Here is a 12631-nt window from a genome sequence, read left to right as displayed (position 1 = left end):
GGGCTTTCCGCAGAGACGTGCTGGCAGCCTAATCAATGCGCCGGCTTACAGCCAGTCAGGCGGCCTTTTTCGCCGAATCGCGCTTCTTTTTCGGCATCAGGTACTTGGTCAGGCCCTGGAACCACATGACCAGCGCCGGGTTGCCCTGGATCTGGATGGCCTTGTCCTGAATGCCCTGCATGAATGCCAGCTGTTTGTTCTTGGCGGTCATGGTGGCGAAACCGTAGGCGGCATCCTTGAAACCGATGGCGAAGGCCGGGGCTTCGGCCGGGCCACGCTTGCTGGTGACTCGCTGGTTCTTGACGATGAAGTGTCGCGCCAGTTTGCCGTCCAGGGTGTGCAACTGAAAGACCAGATCACGCCCTTCCAGCTGCTGCTGGAACGCCGGATTCTCACGGCTGGCCTTGGCCATCAGCCGGCCCAGCATCCACAGAAGGAAACGAAATTTCATGCACAGGCCTCATGATCGAAGAGGATGGGCGCGCATTGTAGTGGTTTTCTCGCAAGACTACAGCCTGTCAAAAGCACGGCCCTGAAACGACACGCCCCGCAAGCGCTCCCTGCGAAACAGAGGGCGATTGCGGGGCGTGCAGTGAACGGCGCTTAGTTGACGGCGTCTTTCAGGGCCTTGCCCGGCTTGAAGGCAACGGTGTTGCTGGCCTTGATCTTGACCGGCTGACCGGTTTGCGGGTTCTTGCCCGTGCGGGCACCGCGATGACGCTGGACGAAAGTGCCGAAGCCCACCAGGGTCACGCTGTCCTTGCGGTTCAGCGCATTGGTGATTTCTTCGAGCACGGCGTTGAGTACACGATTGGCCTGATCCTTGGTCAGATCAGCCTTTTCGGCGATGGCGGCGGCGAGTTCCGGTTTACGCATAGATGCCTCTGTGACGGTTTTTTGTTGTTGTGTCCGTGCTGTTCTTCCAGAACAGCGCCCAAGGCGCCGCAACAGCTCTGCGCTGCGGCAGACCCAGGCAGAATGGCACGCTCGCTGGTACTGCGCCAGTGCCACAGCGCGCTTTGCAGGGAGTTTTTCGTGGCGTTTCCGACAGAACGCCAGGCAATCACGCCAAGAGCGCTGGCAATTCCTTGTTCAGGGCCAGTTTTTCCTGCACTGCCGTGCCGGTCAGGGCGTAGCCAAGCAAGGCACCATCGGCATCGCGGCACAGGGCCTTGATATCGGCCCCCGCACCTTCGACCGTCCATTCGCCGTGGCGGCCGAGGGGAGGCGGCGACACCACCAGCGGGCAGGCCGGGGTTTTCACCGTCACCGGCATGGGGCCGTAGGCCACTGCCGTCGGCTCGCCGGCCAGGGTCTTGGCCAGGGCGCGTGCGCAGCTCATCAGCGGCATGACGTAGAGCAGGTTGAGGCCATCGACCTCGGCGCAGTCGCCGAGGGCGAAGATATTGGCGTGGGACGTGCGCAACTGCCGGTCGACCATGACGCCCCGGTTGATATCCAGCCCCGCCGCGGCAGCCAGTGCGGTGCGCGGGCGCAGGCCGACGGCGGACACCACCAGATCGCAGTCGATCAGCGTGCCATCGGACAGGTGCGCCTGCAGCGCTTCCCCCTGGTGCTGCAGGCTGGCCAGGGTCGGGCCGAGGTGAAAGCGCGCGCCCAGGCCTTCCAGACCGGCCTGCACTGCAGCCGCAGCAGCCGCTGGCAGCAGCCCCGGCATCACTTGCTCGCACGGCGCCACCACATCGACCTCCAGACCACCCAGGCGCAGGTCGTTGGCGAATTCGCAGCCAATCAGGCCGGCACCGAGAATCAGCACCCGGCGTTTGCCAGCAGCAGCCGCACGGAAGCGGGCGTAATCCTCGAGGTCGTTGATCGGGAAGATCGCGTCCTCGGCATCGCCGGCCACCGGCACGCGGATCGGCTCGGCGCCCCAGGCCAGCACCAGGTCGCGGTAGGGCACGGCCTCTTCGCCGATCCACAGGCGCTTGTGGCCCGGGTCGATGCCGGTGATGCGGGTATGGGTGCGGATTTCCGCCTTGAGCTGCTCGGCCATGGCACCGACCTCGGCCATCACCAGGCCGGCGGCGTCCTTGTTCTTGCCAAAGCCGGTGGACAGCATCGGCTTGGAGTAGGAGCGACCGTCATCGGCGCTGATCAGCAGCAGCGGCGTCTCGCTGTCGAGCTTGCGCCACTCTTTGGCCAGGTTGTAGCCGGCCAGGCCGGTGCCGACGATGACGACAGGTGCACTCATGGGGATGATTCCTCACTGCGAAAACGACGCGACGGCCTAAAAGCTGTCGCCATTGATCCGTTGTTCATGCCAACTCGCCGTGCTCAGAACCTGTTCAGGATCTCCCGAGCTAGAGCCAGGCAAGGCGAAACCAGGCGAAAAAGCGCAGTTTACTAGTTGTAAATGAGCATTTTGAGGCTGGTTTCAACGCAGCATGGCCGACGCGCAGCAGATTCTGAACAGGTTCTCAGACGATCTCGATCATCTCGAAATCAACCTTGCCCACGCCACAGTCCGGGCAGACCCAGTCAGGCGGCACGTCTTCCCAGACCGTGCCTGGGGCGATGCCCTCCTCGGGCAGGCCCAGGGCCTCGTCGTAGATGAACCCGCAGACGATGCATTGCCACTTGCGCATGGATCGAACCTCCGGGGAAGCTGGCGGGAACACACCCTACTGGATCGCAGGCCGGCTGGCCAGACGAGCGCCGGCCAGCCAGTCGGAGGTTGGGCATCAGCCGGCAAGCATGCGCCCGGTCTCTTCCAGGTTGATGTGCCATTGCAGCGCTTCGCGCAGGATGTGCGGCGTGTGGCCGCCACGCTGACAGGCACGCTCGAAGTAGTCGTTCAGCGCAGCGCGGAAATCCGGGTGCACGCAATTGTCGATGATCACCCGCGCCCGCTCGCGCGGCGCTAGGCCACGCAGATCGGCCAGGCCCTGCTCGGTGACGAGGATGTCGACGTCATGCTCGCTGTGGTCGACGTGGCTGACCATCGGCACCACGCTGGAAATCGCCCCGCCCTTGGCCATGGACTTGGTGACGAAGATCGCCAGGTGGGCATTGCGGGCAAAATCGCCGCTGCCGCCGATGCCGTTCATCATCCTGGTGCCGCCCACGTGAGTGGAGTTGACGTTGCCGTACAGGTCGAACTCCAGCGCCGTATTGATGCCGATGATGCCCAGACGCCGCACCACCTCGGGGTGGTTGGAAATTTCCTGCGGGCGCAGCACCAGCCGATCCTTGTAGCGTTCCAGATTGCCGAATACGTCGGCATTGCGCCGCGCCGAGAGGGTAATCGAACTGCCCGAGGCAAAGGCCAGCTTACCGGCGTCGAACAGGTCGAAGGTGGAGTCCTGCAGCACCTCGGAGTACATGCTCAGGCCCTCGAACGGCGAGTCGATCAGGCCGCACATCACCGCGTTGGCGATGGAGCCGATGCCGGCCTGCAGCGGGCCGAGGCTGTTGCTCATGCGCCCGGCGTCCACTTCGCGCTTGAAGAAGGCGATCAGGTGGTCAGCGATGGCCTGAGTTTCGGCGTCCGGCGGCAGCACGGTGGAGGGTGAGTCCGGCTGCTCGCTGATGACGATGGCGACGATCTTCTCTGCCGGAATCGGAATCGCCGTGGCGCCAATGCGATCGTCCACGCGGGTCAGCGGGATCGGCGTGCGCGTCGGCCGGTAAGTGGGGATATAGATGTCGTGCAGACCTTCGAGGTTCGGGTTGTGCGCCAGGTTGATCTCGACGATCACCCGCTCGGCGAAGATGGCGAAGCTGGCCGAGTTGCCCACCGAGGTGGTCGGCACGATATGCCCCTGTTCGGTGATGGCCACCGCCTCGATCACCGCGATATCGGGCTTCTTCAACTGGTGGTTGCGCAGTTGCTCGACGGTTTCCGACAGGTGCTGGTCGATGAACATCACGCGGCCGTCGTTGATCGCCTTGCGCAGCGTGGCGTCGACCTGAAATGGCATGCGCCGGGCCAGCACGCCGGCTTCGGTGAGCTGCTTGTCGAGGTCGTTGCCCAGGCTAGCGCCGGTCATCAGGCTGATGCTCAGCGGCTGCTGGCGCGCGCGCTCGGCCAGCGCCAGCGGCACCGCCTTGGCCTCGCCGGCGCGGGTGAAGCCGCTCATGCCGACGGTCATGCCGTCCTCGATCAATGCGGCCGCGTCGGCCGCCGTCATCACCTTGTCCAGCAGCGCAGGCAGCCGCACGCGATCAGAATGCATCGGGAAAACCTCGAAAGGCAGGGTCACGGAGGAGCGGCAGTCTAGGCCTGCGCGCCCGCTTCGCATGCTCGACCAAGGTCGCATTGATGGCTCTAGGGCGGGCCTTTCGTCGGATTTTTCTGTTCCCTGCACCAAAGCCAGGCACCCGCCTGCCTTTGGTGCAGGGAAATACGGCCACGTGCCGACACGCCCCACTCCAGGCGCTTGAGCGCGGCTGGCATCGGACTTGCTGCCCGCAGTCATTCGGCTCGGACATCTGATGGCACCTCGGGCCTCATCGATGAACTGATGCCAGGCCGCCACTGACGGCGCCTGGATGGGAGATTGGGATGCGACCGGAAGTCATTCTGCTACTGGGCGCCAGTTTCTGGGGCCTGGGCTGGATACCCCTGGAACACCTGGCCGCACAGGGCCTGTCCGGCATGCCCGTGGTGGTCTACACCTACAGCCTGCTGTGCCTGCTCGCCATACCGGTGTTGCTGGTTCAGCGGCGCGCCTGGTGGCTGCAGCGCCGCGCCCTGGCGGTGGTGTGTCTGTGTGGCGGCTGGGCCACCGCTGGGCTGGTCGGTGCGTTGTCCGAAGGCGATGTGGTGCGCGCCATGCTGCTGTTCTACCTGGCGCCGGTCTGGAGCCTGCTGGGCAGCCGCCTGCTGCTCGGCGAGCAGCTCAATGCCAGTCGTATCGGCGCCGTACTGCTGGCCATGCTCGGCATCGCCCTGACCCTGGGTATCGATGCCGACACCTTCCGTCCGTTGCAGGGTAGCGACTGGCTGGCACTGTCGGCGGGCATCGCTTTCGCCGCCAACAACCTGGCCACCCGCGCCGCCGAGCAGGTGCCGCTGGCCAGCAAGGCGCTCGCCGCCTTCATCGGTGCAGCGCTCACTGGTGGCCTGTTCTGCCTGCAACAGGAGATCGCCCTGCCCACCGTTGCGCCGATGCAATGGCTGCAATTGGGCCTGTTCGGGTTGTTCTGGCTCACCGCCATGAGCGCCGCGCAGTATGGCTTCAGCCACGTCGACGCGAGCCGCGCAGCCGTGCTGGTGCTGATCGAACTGGTGGTCGCCGTACTCACGGCAGCCGCCTTTGGTGATCGCCAGCTAGGCCCCGGGGAATGGTTCGGCGGTGCTCTGGTACTAACCGCGGCGCTGCTCGCCGAGCGGCCGTCGCGCGCGGCTTCGGCCATCAGTTGCGCGGCCAAGCCATGACCATCATGGTCTGAGAATCGCCGACTGCGACAGGGCCCTGAACGCAGCGTGTCCGGATCAACCGGGCACGCTGGCAAAGGGTGCAGAGGTCTAGAACGCCAGGCCGACGCGCAGACCGACCTGCTCCTGCTTGAGCTTGCTGCGCTCGGCCAGTTCGCTGTTGCTATCGAGCTCGTAGCGCGTCTGGGTGTAGTACAGGCTGGTGCTGATCGGCAGGTTGTTGATGCCCTTGTTCCACAGCATGGTCAGCTCACCATAGGGGTTGACCTTGTTCTTCAGATCCACCGAATCGCTGTCGCCGTCGATCTTCAGGCGCGCCTCGGAATCGATCGAGTAGCGCGCGCCGACCTCCAGGCGGAGGGTGTAGTCCGGCGTCAGGTAGTTGTAGCCGAGCCCGGCCTTGGCGAAGGGCGACTTGCTGGTGAGTTTGACGTTGCTGTCGAACGGGCCGACGTCGTCCTGCTCGATACGCCCCCAGTCATAGCCACCGCCGACGATCACGTCGACGTAGTTGTTGGTGCTCAGCGCGGCACGCAGACCGAGGTCGATGTCGGCCCGTGCGGACTTGTATTCGACATCGTCCTTGTCGCGGTACTGGCCTTCGATGCCGGCCTGGTAGATGAAGCCTTCCTGCCCGGTCAGCTTGTTGCCGAAGTGGTAGAACAGGCCGCCCTGGTTGAGCCGCTCCTTGTCGCTGTCGTCGTCAACGGTGAGCTTGTACTGGTTGTGCGAGGCGATCACGCCGAAGGTGGAGATCGGGTCGGTGACTGCATCGGCATAGGCCTGCGAGGCGCCCGCCAGGCACAGGGCAAGTGTCGCTTTCGGGGTCATTCTGGTCAGTTGCATGGCTAGATCCTTGGCAATGAATGAACAACGCCGTTCACCAAAATGGTGCGACGCACGTTCCTAGACTGCCCCTGGCAACTGCGATTCGGTAAACCGGATGAGTGGTTGCGAAACTGAACGAAGGCTGACGCCAGACGCTTCGCATGGGAGGATTCGCGCAAATGGAAGTCACCTGCCATCGCCCGGCTCATGGCAAGCACGGGCGCTGGCAGGCAGCCGTCAGTCGAGCTTGAGCACCTTGGCCAGCACCACCTTCGGCCCCTTCATCTTCTTGACGATGATGCGCAGGCCGTCGGTTTCCAGCACCTCTTCTTCCTCGGGCATGCGCTTCAAGCTGTCGTAGATCAGCCCGGCGAGGGTCTCGGCCTCGATGTGGTCGAGATCGACGCCGAGCAGGCGCTCAATCTTCGCCAGCGGCGTGTCGCCACGCACCAGCAGCTTGCCCGGCTGGTAGGCGAGGATGCCGCGCTCGGCCTTGCGGTGTTCATCCTGGATGTCGCCAACCAGGGCTTCGAGCACGTCTTCCATGGTCAGGTAGCCGATCACCTTGCCGTCGGCTTCCTCGACCAGGGCGAAGTGCGCACCGCCCTGGCGGAAGCGTTCGAGCAACTGCGACAGCGGCAGATGGCGGCTGACCCGCTCCAGCGGGTGCATCAGCTCGCCGAGTTTGAGCGCCGAGGGCAGCATCTCCAGCAACGACAGGTGCAGCAGCAGATCCTTGATGTGCAGAACGCCGACGAACTCACCCTTGCGCTCGTCGAAGATCGGGTAGCGGCTGTACTTGTGCCGGCGGAAGGTGGTGAACACCTGATCCAGGCTGGCGTGGAGTTCGAGGAAGACCAGGTCTTCGCGCGAGTTGGCCCAGTCCACCACCTCCAGCTCACCCAGCTCCACGGCTGAGGCCAGCACGCGCAGATCCTGGTCGTTGTCGCTACTGGCGCGGCTGGAATGGAGGATCAGCTTCAGCTCGTCGCGGCTGTAGTGGTGCTCGTGGTGCGGCCCCGGCTCGCCCTGCCCGGCGATGCGCAGAATGGCGTTGGCGCTGGCGTTGAGCACGAAGATCGCCGGGTACATCAGCCAGTAGAAGGCGTACAGCGGCGCCGCCGTCCACAGCGAGAGCATCTCCGGCTTGCGGATCGCCCAGGACTTGGGCGCCAGCTCACCGATGACGATGTGCAGGTAGGAAATGATCGAGAACGCAGCGAAGAAGGCGATGCCATGCACCAGTTGCGGCGACTCGACACCCAGCGCGCCAAGCAGCGGCGTGAGCAGCTCGGCGAAGGCCGGCTCGCCGACCCAGCCCAGCCCCAGCGAAGCCAGGGTGATGCCCAGCTGGCAGGCCGAGAGGTAGGCGTCCATCTGGTTGTGCACGGTACGCAGGATGCGCCCGCGCCAGCCATGGGCTTCGGCCAGGCTGTCGACCTTGGTGGCGCGCAGACGGACGATGGCGAACTCGGCGGCAACGAAGAAGCCGTTGAGCAGAACCAGGAAGAGGGCGAACAGCATGAGGCCGAAATCGGCCAGATAGGTGGAAGCGGAAAGGCTCGTGGAGGGGTCCATGGAGATCAGGGTTGGCCAATGATCGCCTTAGGTTGGGGGCAGCGCGCAGCGATTGCAAGCCATCAACGGGCGCGCCGCACCACCTGGGCTGGAGCGAAGTGGCAGGTGAAGGTACTGCCACGTCCCACCACGCTGCTGATATCGAGCCGGGCACGATGACGCAGCAGCACGTGCTTGACGATCGCCAGGCCAAGGCCGGTGCCGCCGGTGGTGCTGGCGCGGCTGGAATCGACCCGGTAGAAACGCTCGGTCAGGCGCGGCAGGTGCTTGGCCTCGATGCCGACGCCACTGTCCTGCACCGACAGGTGCGCGCCCTGCTCGTCTTCCCACCAGCGGATGCGAATCTCCCCGCCGGCCGGAGTGTACTTGACCGCGTTGAACACCAGGTTGGAGAAGGCGCTGCGCAGCTCCGCCTCGCTGCCCTTGAGCTTGAGGTGCGCATCGGCCTCCAGGCTGATGCGGTGATGCTGCTCGCCGGACAGGGCCTGGGCGTCGTTCTTGATCGACAGCAGCATCAAGTCGACGGCCACCGGCTGGTTGTCCGAGGGGTAATCGGTGGCCTCCAGCTTGGCCAGCAACAGCAGATCATTGAGCAGTGTCTGCATACGCGCGCCTTGCTGCTGCATCTGCTGCAGGGCTCGCAACCAGCGCGGGTTGAGCGTCTCGACGTTGTCCAGCAGGGTTTCCAAGTAGCCGGCGATCACCGTCAGTGGCGTGCGCAGCTCGTGGGAAACGTTGGCGACGAAGTCCTTACGCATCTGTTCCAGCTGATACAGCCGGGTGACATCGCGCACCAGCAGCAGGTGCTCGCGGTTGCCGTATTGGGTGATATGGATCTGCAGACGACGGCGGTCGTTGACCGGCGACGGAATCTCCAGCGCATCGGCGTAGTTGCCACGCTCGAAGTAGTCCTTGAAGCGCGGGTCACGCAGCAGGTTGGCCAGCGGCTGACCGCTGTCCTGAGGGGTCTTCAGGCCCAGCAGGGTTTCCGCAGCCAGGTTCCACCACTCCAGGTTGCCCTGGCTGTCAAGCATCACCACGGCGTCCTTGAGCGCGGCAGTGGACTCCTGCACGCGGTCGATCACCGCCTGCAAACGCCCACGCGCCTTCTGGTTGCGCCGTTGCAGGTGGTAGATGCTGTCGAAGACTTCGCCCCACAGGCCGTAGCCATCCGGCGGCGGCTCGTCCGGCCGGTGCTCACGCAGCCATTTGTGCAGACGCAGCAGTTGGCTCAGTGTCCAGGCGAGGTGGATGCCCAGACCGATGGCCAGCACCCAGGCGTATTGACCGGTGAGGAAGCCGAGCAGCAGGCAGGCGCCGATCAGCAGCAGCAGGCGGCGCACCACGGCACCACGCCAGTTTTGGTTCACGATGCGGCGCTTCCTTGTCGTACGGCAGGCATGAGAAATACGGCCGGGCGGTCAACCTTTGGTGGAGAAACGATAGCCGGTGCCACGCACGGTTTGCACCAGGTTTTCGTAGGCCTCACCGAGTGCTTTGCGCAGGCGGCGGATGTGCACGTCGACGGTGCGTTCCTCGACGTAGACGTTGCCGCCCCAGACCTGATCGAGCAACTGGCCACGGGTGTAGGCACGCTCCTGATGGGTCATGAAGAATTGCAGCAGGCGGTATTCGGTCGGCCCCATCTCGGCCGGTTTGCCGTCGATGGTGACGCGATGGCTGATGGGGTCGAGCAGCAGGCCACCGACTTCGATCGGCGCCTCGCTGTCGCTGGGGCCGGCGCGGCGCAACACGGCCTTGAGACGGGCGACCAGCTCACGTGGCGAGAACGGCTTGGTGATGTAGTCGTCGGCGCCGACTTCCAGGCCCTGGATCTTGTTGTCCTCTTCGCCCTTGGCGGTGAGCATGATGATCGGGATGTCGCCGGTCAGCTCGTCGCGCTTGAGCCGGCGCGCCAGCTCGATGCCGCTGGTGCCGGGCAGCATCCAGTCGAGCAGGATCAGATCGGGCTTGCGGTCGACGATGACGGCATGGGCCTGCTGGGCATTCTCCGCCTCCAGGCACTCGTATCCGGCCATCTCCAGGGCCACCGCGATCATCTCGCGGATCGGTGCTTCGTCATCGACGATCAGGATGTTCTTGCCAACCATGGGGCCTTAGCCTCTATACGTTCATCTGTCTGCGCCGCATTAGATAACGAAATTATTGCAGCGATGTGACAGAGCGGCGGCGCCCCCAAGCCTCGGGCCGCTCAGCGCAGGGCGTAGTCCAGCACGATACCGATGAAGATCGACAGGCCCGCCCAGTGGTTGTGCAGAAACGCCTGGAAGCACACCAGCGGCTCGCGCTGGCGGGTCTTGATGAACTCCCAGACGAAGCAGCCAACGGCGCCGAGCAGGCCAAGCTGGAACCACATGCCGAGCTCGAAACGCGCACCGGCCAGCAGCAGGCAGAGCAGCGTCAGGCCCTGCAGGGTGGCGATGATCAGGCGGTCGGCGTCGCCGAACAGGATGGCGGTGGATTTCACCCCGATCTTCAGGTCGTCCTCGCGGTCGGCCATGGCGTAGTAGGTGTCGTAGGCCACCGTCCACAGCAGGTTGGCGATGTACAGCAGCCAGGCCTCGGGCGGTGGCAGCTCACCGGTCACCGCGCTGAAGGCCATCGGCATACCCCAGGAAAAGGCCGCACCGAGCACCACCTGCGGGTAGAAGGTGTAGCGCTTCATGAAGGGGTAGCAGGCGGCCAGGGCCAAGCCGCCGAACGACAGCCAGATGGTGGTGGCATTGGTGAACAACACCAGCACGAAGCTCAGCACCACCAGCACGGCGAACAGCACCAGCGCCTCGCGCGGTTTGATCTTGCCGCTGGCCAGCGGGCGAGCCTTGGTGCGGCTGACATGTCCATCGAAATTGCGGTCAGCGTAGTCGTTGATCACGCAGCCGGCGGCGCGCATGAGGATCACCCCGGCGACGAAGATGAACAGGTTCTTCGCGCTCGGCATCCCCTCTGCCGCCACCCACAACGCCCACAGCGTCGGCCACAGCAGCAGGTAGATGCCGATGGGCTTTTCCAGGCGCATCAGCTGGATGAAGTCCCAGGCGCGCGGGTGCAGGCGGGTGGTCGATTGCAGCAGGCGGGTGTACATCGCGGCGTCTCCGTGCAGGTTGCGCGGATTATACGGGGAAGCGGATGTGGGAGGCGCTTTAGCGGCGATGCTCACCGCCACAAACGACTCAAAGCCGCGAAGCAGTACACCATGCCCCAACAACCAACAGGTGCAGTCTGCGCCCCTACGCCTCGATACCCGCCGCCCGCCAGAAGTCCGGCAGGAACACCTCGGCCACCAGCACCCCCAACGCGCCCCGGCTGAAGCAGGAACGCCGCGCCCACAGGCGCTCTTCGCGCACCGCATCCGGCAGCCAGGCGGCGGGATAACGGCAGGCCTGCAGTTCGCCCCGGTCGAAGGCGCGATCACTGAACAACAACTCACCAAGCGAACGGCTGCCCAGCTCGGCCAGGTTCAGCCCGGAACCCTCCAGGGCGCTACGTGCCGCGACGCTGCGGGCGAATACCCAGCGCTGCTCATGACCACGCAGGTACACCTCGCGCACCCAGCCCTGGCTGCCATCGGCCACGCCGAGCGCGGCACATTCATCGAGGCGCAGGCGTTGCCAACCCTCGTCCAACGGCACAACGGAAAAGCCATTGCGGGACAAGTCCGTCAGGCGTCGGGTCAGCGAATCCTCGTTGAACAGCCACTCGCGCACACCGGCAACAGGCTGTGGATGCAGCTGAGCATGGGTCAGCCAGCGCGGCGGATGAGCAAGGGCGGCGTGAGGCACGAAGAGAAATCACCACAGATCGGAAGCGGGCGAGTCTAGCACGGCGCGGCAGGCGCTTTGAGGCCGGGACATGAGCGTCAGAGGCCTTGCGTGGGCCGGGCAACGACCCGGATCCGCGTGGGCTAAAGCCCACCCTACAAGGCTGAAACCGGTAGGGTGGGCTTCAGCCCACCAATGATGTTCAGCCCACCAACGGCGTTCAGCTTGGTCTCATGCGGATCACCGCCCCTAAAAGGCCAAGCCACTCAATACGGCTGTGGCGAATACAGCTGACCGGCGCCCGGCTCGCCAAGCAGCTGTTCGAGAATCTCGTGATGCATCGCCAGCAACTTGCCGTTGCGCTCATTGAGGCGCTTGCACTGTCCGGCCAGTTGGCCGAGTTGCTGCCAGGTGAGTTCGAGGTTGTTGCGCTGCGCCTGTGGGTAACGCGCCAGCAGCTTGTGCATGCCGCTATGGCCAGCGCCCAGGCGCAAGGCCATGAGCACCTTGCTGCGCCGCTCGGCGCGTTGCTTGGCCTGATCCACCAAAGGCAGGATCTGCTCGTTGAGCAGGTCGATCTGCTGGCTGTCACGCTTGAGCAACTGCTGATAAAGCTCCTGCATGAGGCCACGCAGGGTCAGGTAGTCCGAGCAGTCCTGGTGCAGATCCTGCTCGACCACCTGCAGCAACTGTTGCTCACGCGCGTTGGTCACGCATCGCTACCGCTGTGGTAGGTGAGCATGCTGCCGGCCAGGGCCTGCGGATCGCTGAGCAGCTCGCCACGGGCGAGGGCAGCCTTGAGCGTGGCGACCTTGTCCATATCGACTTCCGGCAGGCTGCGCAGGGCCGATTGCAGCTCTTCCAGACGGGGCTCGGCGCTGGCGGCAGCGCGTGCGGAACTGGCGCTCGGCTGCGCGCTGACGCTCTGTACCTGCGCCGGCGCGTCGCTGGGCAGGTTGAGGCTGGGCTTGAGGTGCCGGCTGATTTCCATGATTGCATCCAACTCGTGGGGTTATGGCCTAAGAGCGACCGCGCCGCGTCT

Annotated in this window: 14 protein-coding genes; 1 reads left to right on the top strand and 13 read right to left on the bottom strand. The window is 64.7% G+C overall.

All coding sequences use genetic code 11. The features are described from left to right. Positions 1 to 55: 55 nt before the first annotated feature. The 5 genes from ACODS1_RS20780 to scpC form a co-directional block, all read right to left on the bottom strand. Complete coding sequence (locus ACODS1_RS20780; protein ID WP_489087154.1) at positions 56 to 451, bottom strand: helicase; 396 nt, start codon at positions 449 to 451, stop codon at positions 56 to 58. Positions 452 to 603: 152 nt separating this feature from the next. Beyond that, entirely contained in the window at positions 604 to 876 is a 273-nt protein-coding gene (locus ACODS1_RS20775) for an HU family DNA-binding protein (protein ID WP_322981755.1), read from the bottom strand. A gap of 187 nt (positions 877 to 1063) precedes the next feature. Then, a complete protein-coding gene (locus ACODS1_RS20770; RefSeq protein WP_489087153.1) occupies positions 1064 to 2212 on the bottom strand; it encodes an NAD(P)/FAD-dependent oxidoreductase in 1149 nt (382 codons plus the stop codon). Between the two features lie 226 nt (positions 2213 to 2438). Beyond that, complete coding sequence (locus tag ACODS1_RS20765; protein ID WP_489087152.1) at positions 2439 to 2606, bottom strand: rubredoxin; 168 nt, start codon at positions 2604 to 2606, stop codon at positions 2439 to 2441. A gap of 96 nt (positions 2607 to 2702) precedes the next feature. Next, complete coding sequence (scpC, locus tag ACODS1_RS20760; RefSeq protein ID WP_322981752.1) at positions 2703 to 4196, bottom strand: succinyl-CoA:acetate CoA-transferase ScpC; 1494 nt, start codon at positions 4194 to 4196, stop codon at positions 2703 to 2705. 329 nt (positions 4197 to 4525) lie between these two features. Here scpC and ACODS1_RS20755 point away from each other — a divergent pair, with 329 nt between their 5' ends. Then, positions 4526 to 5401, top strand: coding sequence for a DMT family transporter (locus tag ACODS1_RS20755; protein WP_489087151.1), 876 nt, complete (start codon positions 4526 to 4528; stop codon positions 5399 to 5401). Between the two features lie 90 nt (positions 5402 to 5491). Here ACODS1_RS20755 and ACODS1_RS20750 read toward each other — a convergent pair whose 3' ends face one another. From ACODS1_RS20750 to flgM, 8 genes are all read right to left on the bottom strand, one after another. Then, positions 5492 to 6247 (bottom strand): outer membrane beta-barrel protein, encoded by a 756-nt coding sequence (locus tag ACODS1_RS20750; protein ID WP_489087150.1) that lies wholly within the window; start codon positions 6245 to 6247, stop codon positions 5492 to 5494. 219 nt (positions 6248 to 6466) lie between these two features. Continuing rightward, positions 6467 to 7807 (bottom strand): hemolysin family protein, encoded by a 1341-nt coding sequence (locus tag ACODS1_RS20745; RefSeq protein WP_489087149.1) that lies wholly within the window; start codon positions 7805 to 7807, stop codon positions 6467 to 6469. A gap of 62 nt (positions 7808 to 7869) precedes the next feature. Continuing rightward, positions 7870 to 9180, bottom strand: a complete 1311-nt coding sequence (gene phoR / locus ACODS1_RS20740) for a phosphate regulon sensor histidine kinase PhoR (RefSeq protein ID WP_489087170.1) — start codon at positions 9178 to 9180, stop codon at positions 7870 to 7872. A 48-nt stretch (positions 9181 to 9228) separates the two neighbouring features. Then, on the bottom strand, positions 9229 to 9918 hold the full coding sequence (phoB, locus tag ACODS1_RS20735) for a phosphate regulon transcriptional regulator PhoB (protein ID WP_322981749.1): 690 nt from the start codon (positions 9916 to 9918) through the stop codon (positions 9229 to 9231). A 101-nt stretch (positions 9919 to 10019) separates the two neighbouring features. After that, a complete protein-coding gene (gene ubiA, locus ACODS1_RS20730) occupies positions 10020 to 10913 on the bottom strand; it encodes a 4-hydroxybenzoate octaprenyltransferase (protein WP_489087148.1) in 894 nt (297 codons plus the stop codon). A 145-nt stretch (positions 10914 to 11058) separates the two neighbouring features. Next, on the bottom strand, positions 11059 to 11610 hold the full coding sequence (locus ACODS1_RS20725) for a chorismate--pyruvate lyase family protein (protein ID WP_489087147.1): 552 nt from the start codon (positions 11608 to 11610) through the stop codon (positions 11059 to 11061). A gap of 245 nt (positions 11611 to 11855) precedes the next feature. Further along, positions 11856 to 12302, bottom strand: coding sequence for a flagellar export chaperone FlgN (gene flgN / locus ACODS1_RS20720; RefSeq protein ID WP_322981746.1), 447 nt, complete (start codon positions 12300 to 12302; stop codon positions 11856 to 11858). Then, positions 12299 to 12580 (bottom strand): flagellar biosynthesis anti-sigma factor FlgM, encoded by a 282-nt coding sequence (flgM, locus tag ACODS1_RS20715; protein WP_322981745.1) that lies wholly within the window; start codon positions 12578 to 12580, stop codon positions 12299 to 12301. Before flgM ends, flgN begins: the two co-directional genes overlap by 4 nt. Between the last annotated feature and the right edge of the window lie 51 nt (positions 12581 to 12631).

The organism is Pseudomonas sp. FG29 (assembly GCF_057809355.1).
Note: the sequence above shows the minus strand (reverse complement) of the source record. Positions and strands in the feature narration are given on the sequence as shown.